Below are 20652 nucleotides of genomic sequence, written 5' to 3'. Positions count from 1 at the left end.
GCCTACACGGGCGCATCCGTTTGATACATCTCTTCCATCAAATCGAGAAACGCCCGCGTCTTGGCCGGCATCAGGCGCCGGCCGGGAAATACGGCCCAGCCCGTGACCAGCGGGAAACTCCACTCCGGCAACACGCGCACCAGCTCCCCCGTCGCCACATAGGCCTTGGCAAAGCGGTCCGTGCTGGCCGCGATGCCCACGCCCGTGCAGGCCATGCGCACCAGCAATTCCGGCGAGTTTGCCAGCAGGCGCACGGGCAAATCGCGCTCCCACGTCGTCTTGCCGCGGATCAAAGTCCAATGCACGAGGCCATGCACGGCCCGTGGCAAGCTGAGCAGATCATGGCCATATAAATCGTCGGGATGCTCGGGCAAGCCGTGCACGCTCGTGTATTGCGGCGAGGCGTACAGCGCCAGGGTGCTGAAGGCCACGCGGCGCGCGGCCAGGCTGGCGTCGTCGGGCAAGTTGCCCATGCGGATGGCCAGGTCGAAGTTTTCTTCCAGCAAATCCACCCTGCGCGCCGACAAGTCCAGTTCCAGCGAAATGGCCGGATAGCGGCGCACGAATTCGGCCAGCACCTGGCGCATCAGCGCGTCACCGAAGTCGGCCGGCATGGAAATGCGCAGCAAGCCGCTGGGGCCTGCTTGCCGGTGCTGGGCCAGCGCGCCGGCCGCCTCCGTTTCCTCGACCACCTTGCGCGCGTGCTCGAGCAGGCTGGCGCCAAACTCCGTCAGCGCCAGCTTGCGCGTGGTGCGCAGCAGCAGCCGTTCGCCCAACTTCGCTTCCAGCTGCGAGATGCGGCGCGACAGGGTCGATTTGGGCAAGTCCACGCGCACGGCGGCGCGCGAAAAACTGCCGCACTCGACGACGCGGGCGAACAGCAGCAAATCTCCGGGATCGATATCCATAGTCTTGATTGTTCCATTGATGGATTAATGTTATCCATTTTAACGGCTTCCGGATGATTTTTGGAATTGCTATAGTTCATCCATCGCAAGACACCTCACAACGGAGAAAACAAGATGAACATCCTGCAAATCAATTCCAGCGCCCGCAGCACCGGTTCCGCCTCGACCCGCCTGGCTGACGCCATCGTTGCCCGCGTACAAGCCGCCAATCCTGGCGCCACCCTGGCCCGCCGCGACCTCGCTGCCCAACCGCACCCCGTGCTCGACGAGCCGACCCTGCAAGCGCTGTTCACACCGGCCGACAAGCGCACGCCGGAACAGGCGGCCCGCATCGCCCTGGACGACGCGCTGATTGCACAAGTGCAAGCGGCCGACGTCATCGTCATCGGCGCGCCGATGTACAACTTCGGCATCACCGTGCAACTGAAAAGCTGGTTCGACGCGATTGCCCGCGCCAACGTCACCTTCAAGTACACGGAAAACGGCCCCGTGGGCCTGCTGACCGGCAAGAAAGTCTACGTGGGCCTGTCCCGCGGCGGCTTGCACCGCGATAGCGCCAACGATAGCCAGGTGCCTTACCTGAACACCATGTTCGGCTTCCTGGGCATGACCGACGTGCAATACGTGTATTCGGAAGGCATGGGCATGGGTCCGGAAGCCGTGGCCAAGGCACAGGCGCAAGCCGATGCCGAGATCAACGCGATCCTGGTATAAGTACAAAGATTGATGGGCATCAAACCGGGACGGCGCACGAGCGCCGTTCGTCCCAACTGGAGAACACAATGAGCGACATCAATACCGTCAACACAACGCGCGCCGTCGAGCGCGTGATCGCCGGCCAGGCCGTCATGGATGGCGCCGGCGTGAAGATCAACCGCGTGTTGACGCAGCAGCTGCAGCGCCGTCTCGACCCGTTTTTGATGCTGGACAACTTCGCCAGCGACCAGCCGAACGACTACATCGCCGGCTTTCCCGAGCATCCGCACCGCGGTTTCGAGACGGTGTCGTACATGATCACGGGGCGCATGCGCCACAAGGACAGCGCGGGCCACGAAGGCTTGCTGACGTCGGGCGGCGTGCAATGGATGACGGCCGGCAGCGGCGTGATCCATTCGGAAATGCCGGAGCAGGAAGCAGGCGTGATGGAAGGTTTTCAGCTGTGGCTGAACCTGCCAGCGCGCGACAAGATGCGCACGCCGTGGTACCGCGATTTCACGAGCAGCGAAATCCCCCGCTACACGACGGACGCGGGCGTGGCCGTGCAAGTGATCGCCGGGACCAGCCATGGCGTGACGGGCGCCGTGCAGCGCGAGCTGACGGAACCGCTGTACCTCGATATCGACTTGCCTGCCGGCGCCAGCTTCGAGCAGCCCTTGCCGCCAGGCCATAACGCTTTCCTGTACACGTTCCGCGGCGAAGTGCGGGTCGATGGCAAGGCCGTGCCCGCCCTGCGCATGGCGATCTTCGCCAACACGCCAGGCAGCGACGGCGTGCGCATCGAAGCACCGGAAGGCGGCCGCGTGATCCTCGTCGCCGGCCAGCCCTTGAACGAGCCCATCGCGCAGTATGGCCCGTTTGTCATGAATACCCAGGCGGAAGTATTCCAGGCCGTACAGGATTTCCGCGAAGGCAAGTTTGGCGAGACGGCCGCGCAGTAAAAATGTTTGCTTAAGAAAAAACCTGCAGCGCCTCCGGGCCTGCAGGTTTTTTGTCGTGCCGGCTATTTTGTTGCTTTTCAATTACACTGACGGCAAGTTCATTCCACAAAGTATTCCATGCAGCCGACGCACACCGAACACGACGCCACCCATTTGCACGCCCACCTGAAGGGTGACGCCAAGCACACCCACTCGTTCGAGGGCCGCAGCCAGAGCATCCTCGCGTGGGCGCTGGGGCTGACCCTGTCGTTTGCCGGCATCGAGGTGGCGGCTGGCTTCCTGTCCAATTCGCTGGCGCTGATTTCCGACGCGGGCCACATGGTCACGGACGCGGCCGCGCTGGGCCTGGCCCTGCTGGCGCAACTGATCGCGCGCCGCCCCCCGTCGCCGCGCCACTCGTTCGGCTTCGGCCGCGCCGAGGCGCTGGCCGCCTTCGTCAATGGCCTTGCCATGCTGTGCGTGGTGGGCTGGATCTGCTATGAAGCCGTGCTGCGCTTTTCCGCCCCGCAACCCGTCAAGGGCGGCATGGTCTTCATCGTCGCCTTCATCGGCCTGGCGATCAACGTGGTGGTGGCGTGGGTATTGTCGAAAGACAAGCAAAGCGTGAATACGCGCGCCGCCCTCGTGCACGTGATGGGAGACATGCTCGGTTCGGTCGCCGCCATCGTCGCGGGCGCCGTGATTTACTTTACGGGCTGGATGCAGATCGACCCGCTGCTGTCGGTGCTGGTGTCACTGCTGATCCTGAAATCCACGTTCGGCGTGCTGCGCGAGTCTTACCACTTCCTGATGGAAGGCGTGCCCCTGCACATCGACTACATCGAAGTGGGCACGGACGTGGAACAAGTGGACGGCGTGATCGCCGTGCACGATCTGCATGTGTGGGATATGTCGCCGGGCCAGCCCGCTCTGATCGGCCACGTGGAAATCGAACACCTCGACCATTGGCCGAAGGTATTGCGCGCGATCAAGAAGATGTTGCTGGCCAAGCATGGGATAGACCACATCACCCTGCAGCCGGAGACGGCGGCGATGGCGGGGCTGCATCAAAGCGACAAAACGCATAGCCAGTGATGCGGGGAGTCCAGGCTGGGCTCCCCGCTTCCAATCAGCTTCTTCTGGCCTCCAGCACCCCGCTCACATCCTTGATCACATTCAGCGCTTTTAATAGTTGCGCCGTCGAGCTGATCTCGGCCGTAAACGTCATGCGGGCTTGGCCCTTGGCGCTTTGGGTGTTGACGCCGATCACGTTGATCTTTTCGCGTGAAAAGATTTCGGAGATGTCGCGCAGCAAACCCTGGCGGTCGCCGGCCAAAATGAAGATATCGACCGGATACACGGTATCGTGCCCGCCCGTGCTGCCCCATTCGGTAAAAATCACGCGCTCGGGCGACTTGGCGCGCATTTCCTCGAAGTTTTTACACGTGGCGCGGTGGATCGAGACGCCCTTGCCGCGCGTGACGAAACCCACGATGCTGTCCGGTGGCGCCGGCTTGCAGCACTTGGCCAGCACCGTCATCAAGCCTTCCGTACCGACCACCAGCACGCCGGACTTGGCGCCCTGCTCCACGCTGGAAGCGCGGCTCTTGCCCACCAGCACGGCGTCTTCCGGCACCACCACTTCGCCATTATCGTGCAGCGCCTGCTCCACATGGCGCAGGCTGAACTCATCCTTGCCCACCGACAGGAACAGCTCGTCGACTTTGGCAAAGCCCAGCTTTTGCGCCAGCGCCTCGAGGTTGACGGCCGTCTTGCCTTCGCGCTGCAGGGATTTTTCCACCAGCGCGCGGCCATGGGCCAGGGTTTCCTGCATGTCGATGGCGTGGAACCAGGCGCGGATCTTCGAGCGCGTGCGCGTGCTGACGGCGTAGCCGGCGCTGAGCCAGTCGCGCGACGGCCCGGCCGTGCCCGGCGCACCCTTGGCCGTGATGATTTCGCAGGTCTGGCCGTTCTTCAGCTGGGTATTCAGGGGCACCATGATGCCGTCGACCTTGGCACCGCGGCAGCGGTGGCCCACGTCCGTGTGCAGGTGATACGCAAAGTCGACGGGCGTGGCGCCCACGGGCAATTCCAGCACGCGCGCCTGCGGCGTCATGACGAAGATGCGGTCGTCCAGGGTGGCCGATTTCAGCTTTTCCACCCATTCGCGCTGGATTTCCTCCTGGCCCACGACGGCGTCGGCCACTTCCGTTTTCCAGGCCAGCAGCTGGCGCAGCCAGGCGATCTTTTCGTCGTACTTCTGGCCGGCAAAGTTCGAGCCGCCCTCTTCCTTGTAGCGCCAGTGCGCAGCCACGCCGTATTCGGCAAAGCTGTGCATTTCATTCGTGCGGATTTGCACTTCCAGCGGGCGGCCATCCTCGGCCGTCACCACCGTGTGCAGCGACTGGTAACCGTTGGGTTTCGGGCGCGAAATGTAATCGTCGAATTCTTTCGGGATGGGGGTCCAGATATTGTGAACCACGCCCAGTACCGTGTAACAGGTTTTCACGTCGGCAACGATGACGCGGAAGGCGCGCACGTCGTACAGGGCCGTGAAATCGAGTTCCTTGCCGCGCATCTTGTTCCAGATGCTGTAAATATGTTTCGGGCGGCCAAATACTTCCGCCTGGATACCGGCCGAAGCCAGTTCCGTCTGCAGGCGCAGAATCGCCGAGGACACGAAGCCCTCGCGCATCATGCGTTTTTCTTCCAGCATCTTGGCGATGCGTTTATACGCTTCCGGTTCGATGAAGCGGAACGACAAATCTTCCAGTTCCCACTTCAGCTGCCAGATACCGAGGCGATTGGCCAGCGGGGCGTACAAATCCAAGGTTTCCTTGCCGTATTCGCGCGTCATTTCATTGAACAGCTTTAATTCGGCAAAGTAACGCAAGGTCGTCACGCAGGCGGCCAGGCGCACCAGCACGACACGCATGTCGGACGCCATCGCCAGCAGCATCTTGCGCAAGGTTTCCACCTGGGCCACGGCTTGCTGCGCCGCATTCTTGCCGCGCCCGCCAGCGCCGCCGTGCTGCGCCTGGGTCAGCGCGCGCAGACGGATCAGCTGGCGCACGCCTGTTGCCAGGTCGCACACCTGCTTGCCGAAGCGCGGCTCGATGTCGGCCGCCGTATCGGGTTCCAGCAGGGTCAGCTCGAACATCAGGCCGGCGATGCGCGTTTCCGCATCGCTGCGCAGGAACGCCAGGGTGGTGGCCACGCCGATGGCGAAGTCCAGCGCGGAGCGGCCGGCAAAGGTCTGCTTGTCGCCATATGCTTCGGTGGCATACGCGAGCGCGTCCAGCACGCGCGCGCAGTCTGGCGCACTCAAGCCCTCTACCAGTTGTTCCGAGGTGGCGCTATTCGGGGCCGAGATGGAAACCATGTGATACCTTATAAACTTAACAACTCAATAACTTAGCGCTCTGCAGCGATGATGACGATTTCCACCAAGCAAGCCGGATTGGCCAGTTTCGCTTCCACGGTGGCACGCGGCGGCGTGTGGCCGGAAGCGACCCAGTCGTCCCACACTTCGTTCATGCCGTCGAAGTCCTTCATGTCGGCGATGTAGATCTGGCACGACAGGATGCACGTCTTGTCGCTGCCCGCTTCCATCAGCAAACGGTCGACGTGACCGAGCACTTCACGCGTCTGGCCGACGATGCCTTGCGTGGTGTCTTCCGCGATCTGGCCAGCCAGGTAAATGGTGTTGTTGTGTATCGCTACTTCGGAGAGGCGTTTGCCTACGTGCAGTCGTGTAATTTCCATGCTTCTTCTTTCGGTTGTTTCAAAATCTGTACAGCTGCTGGTGTTACTTGCCCAGCAAAAACTTGCGCGCGATGGCGATCTGGTCGTCGTGCACGAAAGTGGGCGCATGGCCCACGCCGGCGATTTCCACCAGCTGCGCCTTCGGGCCGCGGCCCAGCATCAGCGTGGCCGTCGCGTGTGACAGCAAGTCGGATTCCGACCCGCGCACCAGCAAGGTAGGACAGCGCACGGCATCATACGCGGCCCACAGCATGGCTTCGTCGCTGGCCGCCGATTCCGGCGTGGCCGAGCGGAACGGCATGGCCAGTCCCATATCATAGTGGCGGCGCCAGTGGCCATCCTTGTCTTGCCGCAACACATCAACCGCCAGTTTATGCCATTCCGCGTCCGTGTGCGGGCCGAAGCTGGCGGACACGTCGCGCACAAATTTGGCGCCCTGCTCGAAGGTCTCGAAACGCAAGTCCTGGCCGATGTAGTCGCCGATGCGCTGCAAGGCTTCGGGCGCCAGGGTCGGGCCGATATCGTTCAATACCAGCTTGCTGATCGGGCTGTGCGGCAACGAGGCCAGGCCCAGGCCAATCAAGCCGCCCATCGAGGTGCCGAACCAGTCCACCGTCTGGCGCTCGCCATTGGCTAGCACGCGCGCCAACAAGGTCACCATGTCGCTCACATACTGGGGCACGCGGTAAAACTGCGGGTTGGCCAGCCAGCCCGAGCGCCCGCGCCCCACCACGTCGGGGCAGATCACGCGGTAATCGCTGGCCATCGCGCGCGCCAGGTTGTCGAAGTCGTCGGCCACGCGCGTCACGCCATGGGCGCAGACGAGCACGTTCGGATTGTCGGGCGCGCCCCACTCCTTGTACGACATGGTGTGCAGGCCCGCCGGCGAGATGCACTGAACGGATTTGATGCTGGCTTCGATCATGCCGATTCCTTATTTGATATAAAAAGAGCACCGCTTTTTGCCTACCAAGGAGTATCCCGCGCGCGACGCTACGGCAGTGTAGCGCAGCGCGGGCAATGCTCCAAGCGCACGGCTGAAATGCTGCGCCGCAGCACGCCCGTCATGGCGCAATACCCGATATAGCGAAAATGCATATCTGCGGTTATCCACAATTGAGCACGCCTGCCAATGGGCGGATGATCGCAGCATCAACCCGCAAGAGGAGACCACTCGTGAAAAAACCATTCTATAAAATCCTGTACGTACAGGTGCTGTTCGCCATCGTGGCTGGCGTGCTGCTGGGGGTGTTCTACCCTTCGAACGCCGTCGACATGAAACCGCTGGGCGACGGCTTTATCAAACTGATCAAGATGATCATCGCCCCCGTGATCTTCTGTACCGTGGTCTCCGGCATCGCCGGCATGCAGGACGTCAAGAAGATCGGCCGCGTGGGCGGCAAGGCGCTGCTGTACTTCGAAGTGGTCTCCACCTTCGCGCTGGCCATCGGCTTGCTGGTTGCTAACATCCTGAAACCGGGCGCCGGCTTCAACGCCGATCCGGCCCACCTCGATGCCAAGTCGATCGCGCAATACACGCACGCCGAAGGCATGTCGACGGTGGACTTCCTGATGAATATCATCCCGAAGACCTTCGTCGATGCCTTCGCCAAGGGCGACATCCTGCAAGTGCTGCTGATCGCCATCCTGTTCGGCTTTTCGCTGTCCCTGCTGGGCGAGCGCGGCCGTCCCGTCACCAAGCTGATCGACGAACTGTCGCATGCCATCTTCGGCATGGTCAACATCATCATGAAAGTCGCTCCGATCGGCGCGTTCGGCGCGATGGCCTTTACCATCGGTAAATACGGCCTGGCTTCGCTGATCCCGCTGGCTAAACTGATGGGTTCGTTCTACCTGACCTGCTTCCTGTTCGTCTTCGTCGTGCTGGGCCTGATCGCCAAGTACACGGGCTTCTCCATCGGCCGCTTCTTGCTGTACATCAAGGAAGAACTGCTGATCGTGCTCGGTACCAGCTCGTCGGAATCGGCCCTGCCGGCCCTGATGAAAAAACTCGAGCGCCTGGGCTGCTCGAAACCGGTGGTCGGCCTGGTCGTGCCGACCGGCTACTCGTTCAACCTGGACGGCACCAACATCTACATGACCATGGCCGCCCTGTTCGTGGCGCAAGCCACCAACACGGACCTGACCATCTGGCAAGAGCTCACCATCCTGGGCGTGGCGATGCTGACCTCGAAAGGCGCGTCCGGCATCACGGGCGCCGGCTTCATCACCCTGGCCGCCACCCTGGCCGTGGTGCCGACGATTCCCGTGGCCGGCATGGCATTGATCCTGGGCATCGACCGCTTCATGAGCGAATGCCGCGCGCTGACCAACTTCGTCGGTAACGGCGTGGCCACCATCGTCGTATCGAAATGGGAAAAAGAACTGGACATGGACAAGCTGCACAGCGAGCTGGCCCATCCCACCCACCCGACCGACGACGCCTACGTTGCACCGACCGTGAATATCGTCAAGTAAACGGTACTCAACATTGAAAAGCCCTGCGGAGCGATCCGCGGGGCTTTTTTCATTGCGCGCGGGTTTTAACGCATCATCAACCCATGGTAAATCATCCATCAATATTTATCATGATGATCAATGAATGCAAAACCATTACAGTACTGCTTACTGTTCGCCGCCAGGCTCCCGCATAATGACATTGCGTTAATGCAAGCCTGACACCGAACCATCCACTTTTTGAATGGAGTACGCCATGTCCCTCTCGCCCGCCCTCTACGCCACCTGGTCCCCACGCTTGCTGGGCCTGCTGCGCATCATCCTCGGCTTCCTCTTCCTGCAGCACGGCACGGCCAAGCTGTTCGGCGTGCCGCATGTGGCCATGTTCGACGGCTTGCAACTGTTTTCCCTGATGGGAGCGGCCGGCGTCATCGAACTCGTGGGCGGCACCTTGCTGCTGCTCGGCCTGTTCACGCGTCCCGTCGCCTTCATCCTGTCGGGCCAGATGGCGGCCGCCTATTTCATCGCGCATGCGCCGGCCGGCTTTTTGCCGATCCTGAACGGCGGCGAAATGGCCGTGATGTACTGCTTCACCTTCCTGTACTTCGCGGCAGCAGGCGCCGGCGCCTACAGCCTCGACGGGCTGCGCGGCAAGGCGGGCGCATAAAAAAGGGCGGACATCGCTGTCCGCCCTTCTATTCCAGACCACCATCCATTTACACGGCGGAAACGTCCAGCTCCGCGCCCGTGGCCGCCTGCACTTGCTCCTTGGTCACGCCCGGCGCCAGTTCCACCAGTTTCAAACCGTTTTCCGTCACGTCGATGACGCCCAGGTCGCTGATGATGACGTCGACCACGCCTACGCCCGTCAGCGGCAAGTCGCATTGTTTCAGCAGCTTGTGCGACGTCGTGCCATCCTTGGCCGTGGCCACGTGTTCCATCAGCACGACGACGCGCTTGACGCCGGCGACGAGATCCATCGCGCCGCCCATGCCCTTGACCATCTTGCCTGGAATCATCCAGTTCGCCAGGTCGCCCTTTTCCGACACTTGCATGGCGCCCAGGATGGCCAGGTTGATCTTGCCGCCGCGAATCATGCCGAACGAATCGGCCGAGCTGAAGTAGGCGGCGCCGGGCAAGGCCGTCACCGTCTGCTTGCCGGCGTTGATCAGGTCGGCATCGACCTCATCCTCGGTAGGAAACGGGCCGATGCCCAGCAAGCCGTTTTCCGACTGCAAAAACACTTCGATATTGTCCGGCACATAGTTGGCCACCAGGGTCGGCAAGCCGATGCCCAGGTTCACATAAAAGCCATCCTGCAATTCCTTTGCCGCGCGCGCGGCCATTTCGTCACGTGTCCAAGCCATGATCATCTCCCAATCTTGTATTTAGTCGGCGCGCACGGTGCGCTGCTCGATGCGTTTTTCCGGGTTCGCGTTGACCACGATGCGGTGCACGAAGATGCTCGGCGTGTGGACCTGGTCCGGGTCGATCTCGCCCACTTCGACCAGTTTTTCCACCTCAACGATGGTGATCTTGCCGGCCATGGCCACGTTCGGGTTGAAATTGCGCGCCGTTTTGCGGTAGACCAAATTGCCCGCGCGGTCGGCCATGTAGGCTTTGACCAGCGACACGTCGGCCACGAGGCTGCGTTCCATCACGTATTGTTCGCCGTCGAATTCGCGCAGTTCCTTGCCGTCGGCAACGATGGTGCCCACGCCCGTCTTGGTGAAGAAGGCGGGAATGCCGGCGCCGCCGGCGCGCAGCTTCTCGGCCAGGGTGCCTTGCGGCGTGAATTCCAGTTCCAGTTCGCCCGCCAGGTACTGGCGCGCGAATTCCTTGTTTTCGCCCACATAGGAGGCGATCATTTTCTTGATCTGGCGCGTGGTCAGCAGCTGGCCCAGGCCGAAACCGTCGACGCCGGCGTTGTTGGAAATGGCCGTCAGGCCCGTCACGCCCGAATCGCGCAAGGCGCCGATCAGGGCTTCGGGGATGCCGCACAGGCCGAAGCCGCCAACGGCGATGGTCTGGCCATCTTGGACGATACCGGCCAGCGCCGAGGCGGCGTCAGGATAAACTTTATTCATGGGTGTCCCTCTATCTTTTGTTAAGCTTTGGTCTTGAGTCCATGACTCAGGCAGCGACTCAGCATAAAATACGCGAGTGGAAAGTACAATACCGTAGAACTACCGGCGCCGTGCCGACCATCCCCCTGTGAGAGTGATACGTATCAGATGAATGCCGCGTCAGCCATCGATTATGAAAGCATCTTCCTGCACGCGCCCGTGGGCATGTGCATGTCGGAAAACCGCATCATGCGCAGCTGCAACGAAGCGCTGGCGGCCATGTTCGGCTATGCGCGCGCCCAGCTGGACGACCAGTCCTTCGAAGTACTCTACCCCACGCACGACGAATTCCTGCGCACCGGTGACCGCATCATCCCCATCATGAACGCCAAGGGCCGCTATTCGGACGAGCGCATCATGCGCCGCAGTAATGGTGAATTGTTCTGGTGCCACGTCACGGGCCACGCCATGCTGCCGAACAATCCGCTGGGAGCGGGCATCTGGACGTTCGAGGACGTCAGCGAAAAACGTCCCGTGACGGCGGAGCTGACCCCGCGCGAGCGCGAAATCGCCGCCCTGCTGGTGGAAGGCAAGACCAGCAAGGTCATCGCCCGCCAGATCGACCTCAGCCCCCGCACGGTCGAAATGCACCGCGCCAAGCTGATGCGCAAGTTCGCCGCCTCGACCTCGTCCGAGCTGGTGCACAAGCTGGTGGGACTGCAGCTGCAGCGCTAGGGCTGCGGCCAAGATGACTATCGTTTAACGCCGAATAAAACCGTCGCGAGCGGCAGCGAGGCTCGGCGCCCCCTTGTGGTCAAGAAGCGCAACCGTGCTCTCGCACGGGGGCGCCGAGCTGGTGAGCATCGCAGGCCGCAAAGCGCAACGCGCAGCAGGTTTTATGGCGTTAAAAGGTGCTCATGCCGCCGTCGGCGGAGATGATCGCGCCGTTGATGAAATGCGAATCCTCTCCCGCCAGCAACAGCAGCAGGCCGTCGAGGTCTTCCGGCTTGCCCGGGCGTTTATTCGGCAGCATCTCGATCAGTTTCTTGCCCTGCTCGGTGGCGAAATAATCTTCGTTGATTTCCGTGGAAATGTAGCCGGGGCAGATGGCGTTGGTGTTGATGCCGTATTTGCCCCATTCCACGGCCATGGCGCGCGTCATGTGCACCATGCCCGCCTTGCTCATGCAGTACACGCCGATCTGCGGCAGCACCTGCAAGCCCGCCATCGAGGCGATATTGATGATGCGGTGCTGTTTCTTCGGGTCGCCCTTGGCGCGCGCGATCATGCGCTTGGCCGTTTGCTGGGCCACGAAGAACGATCCGCGCAGATTGGTGTCCATCACGAACGAGTAATCCTCGGGCGTGACGTCGACCAGGCGTTGCGTGGTGGAGACACCGGAATTGTTGACGAGGATATCGATGGGGCCCGCTTCCGTTTCCGCGTGCGCGATGGCCGACTTGATGCTGGCGAAGTCGGTCACGTCGAGCGACACCACGTGCGCGGCGCCGCCGTCCGCTTCGATTTCGGCGCGCAATTCCTTCAGGCGTTCGGTGCGGCGCGACGCCAGCACGACCTGCGCGCCAGCCTGGGCCAGCACTTTCGCAAAGCGCGCGCCGAGGCCGCTCGATGCGCCGGTAATCAGGGCAATCTTGCCCTCGAAATTGACTTCTATGCCCACGAGCTGCTCCTGTTTTATTTTAGATAACACTTTACGCCGTGCCTCTGGCACCGGGGCAAAATACCCTGCGCCACGCTTGAGCAAAGGTAAACGCCATCATTACACAAAATGGCCGGATTTAGATTGCGGCGAGGGGCAATGTCACGCAAAATGGCGCCAAAGTTGCAATCCTCGCCAAAAACAAGCACACTCGTGCTTAAATTTCTTCGAAGATTCCTCACCCACCCATTTAGTGACTAACAATCGAGACCATGACACAGCCTAATAACTTAGTTGAACAGTACGGACCGCGCGAGACCATGGAGTATGACGTGGTGATCGTCGGCGGCGGCCCCGCAGGCCTGGCGGCAGCGATCCGCCTGAAGCAGCTGGCCGCGGAAAAGAGCCAGGAAGTGTCCGTCTGCGTGCTGGAAAAAGGCGGCGAGCTGGGCGCGCATATCCTGTCGGGCGCCATCATGGACCCGAAAGCGCTGACGGAACTAATTCCGAACTGGAAAGAACTGGGCGCGCCCCTGAACACGGAAGTGACGGAAGACCGCATCCTGTTCTTGACAGAAACGAAAGCCTATAAAACGCCAGGCTTCGCCGTACCGGCCTGCTTTGAAAACCATGGCAACTACATCGTCTCGCTGGGCAATGTGGTGCGCTGGATGGGCCAGCAGGCGGAAAACCTGGGCGTGGAAATCTTCCCGGGCTTCCCTGCCGCGGAAATCCTGTACAACGACGACGGCTCCGTGAAAGGCGTGGCGACCGGCAACATGGGCGTCAAGCGCGACGGCCAGCCCGGTCCCGACTTCCAGCTAGGCATGGAACTGCACGCCAAGTACACGCTGTTCGCCGAAGGCGCGCGCGGCCACCTGGGCAAGCAATTGATGGCCAAGTATGACTTGAACGCCGGCAAGGACCCGCAATCGTACGGCATCGGCATCAAGGAATTGTGGGAAATCGACCCGGCCCAGCACAAGCCGGGCCTGGTGATCCACTCGAGCGGCTGGCCGCTGGACACGAAAACCTATGGCGGCTCCTTCCTGTACCACCTGGAAAACAACCAGGTCATGGTCGGCTACGTGGTGGGCCTGAACTACGAAAACCCGTATCTGTCGCCGTACGAGGAATTCCAGCGCTATAAAACGCATCCGGAAATCCGCAAGTTCTTCGAAGGCGGCAAGCGCATCTCGTACGGCGCGCGCGCGATTGCGGCCGGCGGCCTGCAATCGCTGCCGAAACTGGTGTTTGCCGGCGGCGCGCTGATCGGCTGCGATGCGGGCTTCCTGAACATGAGCCGCATCAAGGGCAGCCACGCGGCCATCAAGAGCGGCATGCTGGCGGCGGACGCGGCCTTCGATGCGCTGGGCGAGCAGCGCCAGCACGACGAACTGACGAGCTACCCTGTCGCGTTTGAAAAATCGTGGCTGCATGAAGAACTGCACGTGGCGCGCAACGTCAAGCCATGGCTGTCGAAGGGTTTGTACCTGGGCAGCCTGATGACGGGCATCGACCAGCTGATCTTCCGCGGCAAGGCGCCGTGGACCCTGCACCACTCGCATGGCGACCATGAATGCCTGAAACCGGCGGCCCAGTCGAAACCGATCGTGTATCCGAAACCCGATGGCAAGCTAACCTTCGACAAGATGTCGTCCGTCTTCATCTCGAACACGAACCACGCGGAAGACCAGCCCATCCACCTGACGTTGAAAAACGCCAGCGTGCCCGTCGACGTCAACCTGGCCACGTATGCGGGTCCGGAAGCGCGTTACTGTCCCGCCGGCGTGTACGAGTTCGTGAAAAACGACGACGGCGCCGAGCGCCTGCAGATCAATGCGCAGAACTGCGTGCACTGCAAGACCTGCGACATCAAGGACCCGACGCAGAACATCGTGTGGGTCACACCGGAAGGCGGCGGCGGACCGAACTATCCGAACATGTAATCCGGTAGTCTCGCATGCCTTGCCGTTCAGTCAACGGCAAGGCATGCGACGGCAGCGCCATGGCTGCCGCGCTCCTACAGATACTTGTCGCCGGCCAGGCGGCTGCGTATCATTTTTGCCGGTGCGCCATAGCTGACGCACAGATCGGCCACGGGCCGCGTCACCACGGCGCCGGCGCCGACCACGCAGTGGCTGCCGATGCGCATGCGCTGCAGCAGCAAGGCGCCCATGCCCAGGGCGCTGCACATGCCAATAAAGCAATTGCCGCCCGTCGCGGCGGCAGGCGCCAGGCTGGAAAACGCCTCCATCACGGAATCGTGATCGAGCGAGGCGCGCGTATTGACGATACAGCCCTGCCCCACCTCGCAGCCGGGATTGATCACCGCCCCCGCCATCACCACGCTGCCGGCGCCGATGCGCACGGTCCTGGCGACGCTGGCCTGCGGATGCACGGCACTGACGAAAGGCAGCTGCGGGCACAATGCCGCCACGCGGGCCGTCACGCTTGCCCGCACAAAATTGTCGCCGATGGCCACCAGCACACCTGCCACGGCGAGCTGTTCCACCAGGACCGGCACATCGGACTCGGCGCCAAGCACGCGATAGCCCGAGGTTTCCTCGCCGACTTCCCGAAACGCGTCGATCAAGCCCGCAATGCGAAAGACCCCCTGCCGTTCGACCACGTCAATGACGACCTTCGCATGGCCCGACGAGCCTATGATTAAAATGTTATGCATATACGGGCTGAAAAGTGAACGATATCGGGCAGCGCTCATCTTCTAAAGACGGCGCCAATTCCGGGCATCATACCAGCAGCCCGGCGCAAGTCATCCCGCCCATCCGGCGCCAGGCCTGTTAAAACAGCCGCTTTCGTCCGCCCTTTGACCAGCCAGCAACACCATGTTTGCATTGCGACAGCATTCCTCAATAAATTCCACCTGGAAAGTTTCTCAGAAGCACTTCCACCAGTTACAATTCCCTCTGCTAACTATTTCACCTCCCCCCGCCCATGAACGCTAACGCCCTTCCCGCAGTGCCCCTCGATGCCGAATTGCAGCAGGCAATCACCGAACACCAGGCTGGCCGGTATGCCGAGGCGGAAGAGCTTTACCTGGCGATTTTGCAGGCACAGCCGTATCACGCCATTGCCAACCACAATATGGGCTTGCTGGCGGGCCAGGTCGGGCAATACCAGGCCGGTTTGCCGTACCTGCACAAGGCGCTGTCGGTGAACCCCGACGAAGGCCAGTTCTGGCTGTCGTATGCGGATGGCTTGCTCAAGGCAGGCGAACGCGAACAGGCGCTGGAGATCGTCACGGCGGCCATCGCGCGCGGCCTGGACAACGAACAGTCGCAGGGCTTGCGCAGCCGCATCGAAACGGCCATCGCCAGCACGCCGACGGCGCAGGAAACGCAGCACGTCATTGCGCTGTATCAAGCCGGCCACCATGCGGAACTGGAAGCGGCCAGCCACGCCCTGACACAGCGCTATCCGGAATCGGACTTTGCCTGGAGCGTGCTGGGCACCGCCCTGCAACTGCAGGGCAAGGATGCTTTCGACGCCCTGCTGAAAACCACGCAGCTGGCGCCCAACGATGCCGAAGCGCATGGCAACCTGGGCACCGCATGGCAGGAACGGGGCATGTACGACGAGGCGATCGACAGCTATGCGCGGGCGCTGGAATTGAATCCGGACTTTGTCGAGGCGCATGGCAACCTGGCGGCGGCGCTGCAGGCGCAAGGCAAGCTGGAGCAGGCCGAACAGGCATACCGGCAAGCGCTGGCGCTGCGTCCCGACTATGCCAAGGGCCATTTCAATCTCGGCAATACACTACAAGCGATGCAGCGCAGCGCCGAAGCCGTCGCCTGCTATCAAAGCGCGCTGGCCCTGCTGCCGGGCGATGCTGAAATCTACCTGAACCTGGGCAATGCCCAGCAAGACCTGCAGCAATGGCAAGCGGCCATCGTCAGCTATCGGGCCGTGCTGCAACTGGCGCCCCACACCACGGCGGCGCATGCCAACCTGGCCGCGGCGCTGCACGGGGCCGAAGACTACGCGGGCGCCGTGGTGAGCTACCGCCGCGCCATCGCACTGCATCCCGACGACGCCAAGCTGCACAACAACCTGGGACGCGCCCTCCAGTCGCTGGAGCAGCCGGAGGCAGCCATCGCCGCGTATGAACAGGCAATCGCGCTCGATGGCGACTTCACCCAAGCGCTGAGCAATCTGGGATTGCTGCAATGCAAGCAGAAGAATTACACGGCGGCCATCGACTACTGCGCAAGAGTGCTGCGCCTGCAGCCGGACGATGCACAAGCCTGCGGCCAGCTCGCCATCGCCTACTCGGCCGCCGAAGACAGGGATAATGCACTGAAGTATTTCCAGCAAGCCATCGCACTGGCTCCCGACAACGTCGCCAACCACAAGCTGCTGGCCGATTACTACAGCACCATCAAGTATTATCCCCTCGCGGTGGAAGCCTACCGCCGCACCCTGGAACTCGATTCCGGCGATAGCGAAACGCATAACCACCTGGGCGTCGCCCTGCAAGAACTGGAGCAATTCGACGCGGCCACCACCGCCTATATGCGCGCCCTCGAACTGGATCCGAAAAACACCTCGGCGCTGTGCAATCTGGGCTCGACGCAGCAGGCACAGAAGCAATTGGAACAAGCCAAGCAGACTTATCTGGCCGCCCTCGATATCGCCCCCGCGTTCGACCGCGCGCACTTTGCACTGGGCAATTGCTACGTACTCATGAACGAGCAGCTGCTGGCGCTCGAGTGCTACCACAGGACGCTGGAAATCAATCCCGACTATCGTGATGCGTACGTCAACCTCAGCGCCACTTTCAGCAATATCGGCAGGATAGAAGAAGCCATTGACGCCTGCCGCCAGGGCCTGGCCGTCTGCCCGCTGTGGGAAACCCTGTTCAGCAACTACCTGTTCCTCTTGTCGCATAGCACCGAAATCAGTCCCCAGCAGCTCTTTGCGGAGCATCAGCGCTTCAGCGACACCTTTGAAACGCATATCGCCCAAGGACGCGCGGAGCACAGCAATGTCCGCGACCCGCTGCGCACCTTGAAGGTCGGCTTCGTGTCGGGCGACCTGCACAACCATCCTGTGCCGCATTTCCTCATTCCGATACTGGAAAATATCGCCGACGGCGCCCGCTTGTCGCTGTATGCCTACCACAACAATCCGCAAAACGACGACATCACGGAGCGCCTGCGCGAAGTCATTCCCCACTGGCGCCAGGTCGAGCACCTGTCCGATCCGGACCTGGGCCAGCTGATCCGCGACGATGGCATCGACATCCTGATCGATTTGTCCGGCCACACGGGCAAGAACCGCCTGCTCATGTTTGCCTCCAAGCCCGCCCCGGTCCAGGCCAGCTGGATCGGCTACCCGCTCACGACGGGGCTGCAATCGATCGATTACTATCTGGGCGACCAGTTCTTCACGCCGCCGGACGAACTGGGCGACCAGTTCTCCGAAAAACTGTTGCTGCTCCCCGCCTGCGTGCCGTTCCTGCCGTCCAAGCTGGCGCCCGCCGTCCAGCCCGCGCCCGTATTGACCAACGGCTACATCACGTTCGGCAGTTTCAACCGCACCAATAAAATCAATCGCCAGGTCATCGCGCGCTGGGCCAGGGTGCTGCGCGCCGTCCCCGACGCCAGGATGATCGTGGCGGCCATGCCGAAGTCGGAAGCGCCGCCCCAACTGGCGGCCTGGTTCGCGGAGGAAGGCATTGCACCGGAGCGCCTGACCTTCGAAGGGCGCACGGGCATGGCCCAGTTCATGGCCATCCATCACCGCATCGATATCTGCCTCGATGCCTTCCCGTATTGCGGCAGCACGACCACCCTGCATGCGCTGTGGATGGGCGTGCCCACGCTCACGACGGCAGGCCCCACCATGCCTAGCCGCGCCGGCAACATGATCATGCGCCAGGTCGAACTCGACGACTTTGTCGCCACCGACGAAGACGATTTCGTGCGCAAGAGCGTGGCCATGGCGGCCAACCCCATGCTGCTGGGTGCCTACCGCTTCAGCATGCGGCACCGCCTGGAGCGCTCGACCCTGGGCAAGCCCAAGCTGATCACCGAGGGGCTGGAAAATGGCTTGCGCATCATCTGGCAACGCTGGTGCGAAGGCTTGCCGCCCGTGTCGTTCGAAGCGCCCGTGGCCGTGCCCAACCCGCCGATCGGATTATGATGAACGCTCCAAAAAACAAGCCCGTGTATGTCACCCAGCCCCTGCTGCCGCCGCTGGAGGATTTCCTGCCGTATCTGGAAACGATCTGGGACAACAAGATCCTCACCAATGGCGGCCCGTTCCACCAGCAGCTGGAGCAGGCGCTGTGCGACTACCTGGGCGTCAAGCATATCTGCCTGTTCGCCAACGGCACGCTGGCACTGATGACGGCCCTGCAGGCGCTGCGCATCAACGGTGAAGTCATCACGACGCCGTATTCGTTTGTCGCCACGGCCCATTCCCTGCTGTGGAACAACATCAAGCCCGTGTTTGCCGACATCGAGCCGCACAGCCTGAACCTCGACCCGACCAGGATCGAGGCGGCCATCACGCCGCAAACCACGGCCATCATGCCCGTGCATTGCTACGGCCGGCCATGCGACATCGAAGCCATCGAAAAAATCGCCGACAACTACAACCTGAAGGTGATCTACGATGCGGCGCACGCGTTCGGCGTGCGCCACCGGGGCGGCAGCGTGCTCAATCACGGCGATCTGTCCGTGATCAGCTTTCACGCCACGAAGATCTTCAATACCTTCGAAGGCGGCGCCATCGTCTGCCCCGACGCCAAGACCAAGCAGCGCATCGACCACCTGAAGAACTTCGGTTTCGTCGATGAAGTCACGGTGGTGGCCGCTGGCATCAACGGCAAGATGAGCGAGATCAATGCCGCCTTCGGCTTGCTGCAGCTCAAGGGCATCGATGGCGCGCGCCAGAAGCGCAAGGCGATCGATGCGCATTACCGCCAGCAGCTGGCCGGCATTCCAGGCATCACCTGCGTGCAGCAAGGGGATGCCGAGGCGGCCAACCACGCGTATTTCCCCATCCTGGTCGGCCCCGGCTATCCGCTGTCGCGCGACGCCCTGTTTCAATTGCTGCGCGACCAGGATATCTATGCGCGCCGCTACTTTTACCCGCTCATCAGCGACTTCCCCATGTACCGCGGCATGCCGTCCGCCGCGCACGCGAACCTGCCCGTGGCGCGGCTGGCGTCGTCGCAGGTGATCTGCCTGCCCATCTATCCGGACCTGGCGATGGAAACCGTGGACGCCATTATCGCCATGATCGCCGCCCCCGCGCTGCAACAAGAACCCGTACGGAACATCGCCTGATGCAAATTTCCACCGAAACCAATTTTTCCGGCGTGGCGGAGAACCACCGCTGGTCGGCCCAGTTCACGGTGCTGGGCTACGCGGATGGCGCCATCAGCACCCTGCCCCATCAATTCTTCCGCGACTGGCTGGACCAGGAACCGACGAACGGCCACTTCTATATCGGGCGCGGCTCCTGTTTCGGCGTCGGTTCGCTGGTGAAATACGACAGCGGACAGCAAAGCCTGTGCGTGGGACGCTATGTGGCCGGCGGCTCGCGCCTGAGTTTCATCCTCAATGGCCAGCACGAGATGCGCACGGTCTCGACCTACATGCTATCGATCCTCGGCGGCGGCTTGAAAAATGCGCCGCCGCCACAGTATGCCGACACGGTGATCAAGAACGATGTCTGGATCGGCGACGAAGTGATGGTGCTGGGCGGCAGCGTGATCGAAAACGGCTGCGTCATCGGCGCACGCTCGCTGCTGCCACCGAATTTCCGCTCGGAACCCTATGGCATTTATGCAGGCTCGCCGGCGCGCCTGATCCGCTACCGCTTCACGGAAAAAGTCCGTGCCGCGCTGCTGGAGTTGGCCTGGTGGGAAATGCCGCTGGCATGGGTACGCGACAATAACGCCATGTTTCTCGAAGACCTGTGCGCCGACGAGGCGAAGGCACTGCTGGTCATCGACATCCTCAAGAGCAGCCGCCGGCAATGGGAGGCGGAACACGGCGGCGTGGCGGACTGAGCCTGGTGCAGCTTGCCACTCAGGCAAGAAAAAATATATTTCCACACGGCATTTAATAAAGCGGAACGGATGGTCGTCTTGTACTGGTAGGAGCAGATAAACCGTCGCTCCT

At 61.9% G+C, this 20652-nt stretch carries 18 protein-coding genes; 10 read left to right on the top strand and 8 right to left on the bottom strand.

Annotation, left to right across the window (positions count from 1 at the left end):
• Positions 1 to 2 precede the first annotated feature (2 nt).
• Complete coding sequence (locus tag ACQ4WQ_RS08170; RefSeq protein WP_326459983.1) at positions 3 to 908, bottom strand: LysR family transcriptional regulator; 906 nt, start codon at positions 906 to 908, stop codon at positions 3 to 5.
• A 114-nt stretch (positions 909 to 1022) separates the two neighbouring features.
• Between ACQ4WQ_RS08170 and ACQ4WQ_RS08165 the strand changes: the two genes are divergently transcribed.
• The 3 genes from ACQ4WQ_RS08165 to ACQ4WQ_RS08155 all read left to right on the top strand — a co-directional run bounded on the left by ACQ4WQ_RS08165 (position 1023) and on the right by ACQ4WQ_RS08155 (position 3640).
• Positions 1023 to 1622, top strand: coding sequence for an FMN-dependent NADH-azoreductase (locus tag ACQ4WQ_RS08165; protein WP_070221553.1), 600 nt, complete (start codon positions 1023 to 1025; stop codon positions 1620 to 1622).
• A gap of 68 nt (positions 1623 to 1690) precedes the next feature.
• Positions 1691 to 2566 (top strand): pirin family protein, encoded by an 876-nt coding sequence (locus ACQ4WQ_RS08160; RefSeq protein ID WP_436496056.1) that lies wholly within the window; start codon positions 1691 to 1693, stop codon positions 2564 to 2566.
• 117 nt (positions 2567 to 2683) lie between these two features.
• Positions 2684 to 3640, top strand: coding sequence for a cation diffusion facilitator family transporter (locus ACQ4WQ_RS08155; protein WP_436496054.1), 957 nt, complete (start codon positions 2684 to 2686; stop codon positions 3638 to 3640).
• Between the two features lie 34 nt (positions 3641 to 3674).
• Here the strand turns inward: ACQ4WQ_RS08155 and ACQ4WQ_RS08150 are convergent, their stop codons facing one another.
• The 3 genes from ACQ4WQ_RS08150 to ACQ4WQ_RS08140 are packed head-to-tail and all read right to left on the bottom strand — an operon-like array spanning position 3675 to position 7235.
• Entirely contained in the window at positions 3675 to 5927 is a 2253-nt protein-coding gene (locus ACQ4WQ_RS08150; RefSeq protein ID WP_436496052.1) for a RelA/SpoT family protein, read from the bottom strand.
• A 32-nt stretch (positions 5928 to 5959) separates the two neighbouring features.
• Entirely contained in the window at positions 5960 to 6310 is a 351-nt protein-coding gene (locus ACQ4WQ_RS08145) for a RidA family protein (protein ID WP_070221557.1), read from the bottom strand.
• A gap of 43 nt (positions 6311 to 6353) precedes the next feature.
• Positions 6354 to 7235, bottom strand: coding sequence for an alpha/beta fold hydrolase (locus ACQ4WQ_RS08140; RefSeq protein ID WP_436496050.1), 882 nt, complete (start codon positions 7233 to 7235; stop codon positions 6354 to 6356).
• A gap of 215 nt (positions 7236 to 7450) precedes the next feature.
• Here ACQ4WQ_RS08140 and ACQ4WQ_RS08135 point away from each other — a divergent pair, with 215 nt between their 5' ends.
• A complete protein-coding gene (locus ACQ4WQ_RS08135) occupies positions 7451 to 8788 on the top strand; it encodes a dicarboxylate/amino acid:cation symporter (protein ID WP_244556333.1) in 1338 nt (445 codons plus the stop codon).
• Between the two features lie 235 nt (positions 8789 to 9023).
• Positions 9024 to 9434: a DoxX family protein gene (locus tag ACQ4WQ_RS08130; protein WP_436496048.1), complete on the top strand. Its 411-nt coding sequence runs from the start codon at positions 9024 to 9026 to the stop codon at positions 9432 to 9434.
• Positions 9435 to 9483: 49 nt separating this feature from the next.
• Here ACQ4WQ_RS08130 and ACQ4WQ_RS08125 read toward each other — a convergent pair whose 3' ends face one another.
• Complete coding sequence (locus ACQ4WQ_RS08125; protein WP_070221586.1) at positions 9484 to 10134, bottom strand: CoA transferase subunit B; 651 nt, start codon at positions 10132 to 10134, stop codon at positions 9484 to 9486.
• 21 nt (positions 10135 to 10155) lie between these two features.
• Positions 10156 to 10854, bottom strand: coding sequence for a CoA transferase subunit A (locus ACQ4WQ_RS08120; protein WP_116744142.1), 699 nt, complete (start codon positions 10852 to 10854; stop codon positions 10156 to 10158).
• Between the two features lie 147 nt (positions 10855 to 11001).
• Here ACQ4WQ_RS08120 and ACQ4WQ_RS08115 point away from each other — a divergent pair, with 147 nt between their 5' ends.
• The gene (locus ACQ4WQ_RS08115; protein WP_152252618.1) at positions 11002 to 11568 is read left to right on the top strand and encodes a LuxR C-terminal-related transcriptional regulator; all 567 of its coding nucleotides are present in this window, start codon (positions 11002 to 11004) and stop codon (positions 11566 to 11568) included.
• A 169-nt stretch (positions 11569 to 11737) separates the two neighbouring features.
• On the opposite strand, the gene ACQ4WQ_RS08110 is transcribed toward ACQ4WQ_RS08115, so the two are convergent.
• The gene (locus ACQ4WQ_RS08110; protein ID WP_034752351.1) at positions 11738 to 12514 is read right to left on the bottom strand and encodes an SDR family oxidoreductase; all 777 of its coding nucleotides are present in this window, start codon (positions 12512 to 12514) and stop codon (positions 11738 to 11740) included.
• 251 nt (positions 12515 to 12765) lie between these two features.
• Here ACQ4WQ_RS08110 and ACQ4WQ_RS08105 point away from each other — a divergent pair, with 251 nt between their 5' ends.
• A complete protein-coding gene (locus ACQ4WQ_RS08105; RefSeq protein ID WP_436496045.1) occupies positions 12766 to 14442 on the top strand; it encodes an electron transfer flavoprotein-ubiquinone oxidoreductase in 1677 nt (558 codons plus the stop codon).
• A 74-nt stretch (positions 14443 to 14516) separates the two neighbouring features.
• Here ACQ4WQ_RS08105 and ACQ4WQ_RS08100 read toward each other — a convergent pair whose 3' ends face one another.
• A complete protein-coding gene (locus tag ACQ4WQ_RS08100; RefSeq protein WP_436496043.1) occupies positions 14517 to 15179 on the bottom strand; it encodes an acetyltransferase in 663 nt (220 codons plus the stop codon).
• A gap of 272 nt (positions 15180 to 15451) precedes the next feature.
• Here ACQ4WQ_RS08100 and ACQ4WQ_RS08095 point away from each other — a divergent pair, with 272 nt between their 5' ends.
• Genes ACQ4WQ_RS08095 through ACQ4WQ_RS08085 form a run of 3 tightly spaced genes read left to right on the top strand, consistent with a single transcriptional unit; the run spans position 15452 to position 20540 of the window.
• Complete coding sequence (locus ACQ4WQ_RS08095; RefSeq protein WP_436496041.1) at positions 15452 to 18661, top strand: tetratricopeptide repeat protein; 3210 nt, start codon at positions 15452 to 15454, stop codon at positions 18659 to 18661.
• A complete protein-coding gene (locus ACQ4WQ_RS08090) occupies positions 18658 to 19812 on the top strand; it encodes a DegT/DnrJ/EryC1/StrS family aminotransferase (RefSeq protein ID WP_436496039.1) in 1155 nt (384 codons plus the stop codon). The genes ACQ4WQ_RS08095 and ACQ4WQ_RS08090 overlap by 4 nt, the downstream gene beginning before the upstream one ends.
• The gene (locus ACQ4WQ_RS08085) at positions 19812 to 20540 is read left to right on the top strand and encodes an LbetaH domain-containing protein (protein WP_436496037.1); all 729 of its coding nucleotides are present in this window, start codon (positions 19812 to 19814) and stop codon (positions 20538 to 20540) included. The genes ACQ4WQ_RS08090 and ACQ4WQ_RS08085 overlap by 1 nt, the downstream gene beginning before the upstream one ends.
• The last annotated feature ends 112 nt before the right edge of the window (positions 20541 to 20652 follow it).

Origin of the sequence: Janthinobacterium goodfellowi, assembly GCF_051380695.1 — a bacterium.
GTDB lineage: Bacteria > Pseudomonadota > Gammaproteobacteria > Burkholderiales > Burkholderiaceae_D > Janthinobacterium.
This window is presented reverse-complemented; position numbering and strand designations above follow the sequence as displayed.

Coding starts and splice junctions, on each gene's coding strand:
- ACQ4WQ_RS08170 (WP_326459983.1), bottom strand. CDS start 908: ATGGATATCGATCCCGGAGATTTGCTGCTGTTCGCCCGCGTCGTCGAG.
- ACQ4WQ_RS08165 (WP_070221553.1), top strand. CDS start 1,023: ATGAACATCCTGCAAATCAATTCCAGCGCCCGCAGCACCGGTTCCGCC.
- ACQ4WQ_RS08160 (WP_436496056.1), top strand. CDS start 1,691: ATGAGCGACATCAATACCGTCAACACAACGCGCGCCGTCGAGCGCGTG.
- ACQ4WQ_RS08155 (WP_436496054.1), top strand. CDS start 2,684: ATGCAGCCGACGCACACCGAACACGACGCCACCCATTTGCACGCCCAC.
- ACQ4WQ_RS08150 (WP_436496052.1), bottom strand. CDS start 5,927: ATGGTTTCCATCTCGGCCCCGAATAGCGCCACCTCGGAACAACTGGTA.
- ACQ4WQ_RS08145 (WP_070221557.1), bottom strand. CDS start 6,310: ATGGAAATTACACGACTGCACGTAGGCAAACGCCTCTCCGAAGTAGCG.
- ACQ4WQ_RS08140 (WP_436496050.1), bottom strand. CDS start 7,235: ATGATCGAAGCCAGCATCAAATCCGTTCAGTGCATCTCGCCGGCGGGC.
- ACQ4WQ_RS08135 (WP_244556333.1), top strand. CDS start 7,451: ATGATCGCAGCATCAACCCGCAAGAGGAGACCACTCGTGAAAAAACCA.
- ACQ4WQ_RS08130 (WP_436496048.1), top strand. CDS start 9,024: ATGTCCCTCTCGCCCGCCCTCTACGCCACCTGGTCCCCACGCTTGCTG.
- ACQ4WQ_RS08125 (WP_070221586.1), bottom strand. CDS start 10,134: ATGGCTTGGACACGTGACGAAATGGCCGCGCGCGCGGCAAAGGAATTG.
- ACQ4WQ_RS08120 (WP_116744142.1), bottom strand. CDS start 10,854: ATGAATAAAGTTTATCCTGACGCCGCCTCGGCGCTGGCCGGTATCGTC.
- ACQ4WQ_RS08115 (WP_152252618.1), top strand. CDS start 11,002: ATGAATGCCGCGTCAGCCATCGATTATGAAAGCATCTTCCTGCACGCG.
- ACQ4WQ_RS08105 (WP_436496045.1), top strand. CDS start 12,766: ATGACACAGCCTAATAACTTAGTTGAACAGTACGGACCGCGCGAGACC.
- ACQ4WQ_RS08100 (WP_436496043.1), bottom strand. CDS start 15,179: ATGCATAACATTTTAATCATAGGCTCGTCGGGCCATGCGAAGGTCGTC.
- ACQ4WQ_RS08095 (WP_436496041.1), top strand. CDS start 15,452: ATGAACGCTAACGCCCTTCCCGCAGTGCCCCTCGATGCCGAATTGCAG.
- ACQ4WQ_RS08090 (WP_436496039.1), top strand. CDS start 18,658: ATGATGAACGCTCCAAAAAACAAGCCCGTGTATGTCACCCAGCCCCTG.
- ACQ4WQ_RS08085 (WP_436496037.1), top strand. CDS start 19,812: ATGCAAATTTCCACCGAAACCAATTTTTCCGGCGTGGCGGAGAACCAC.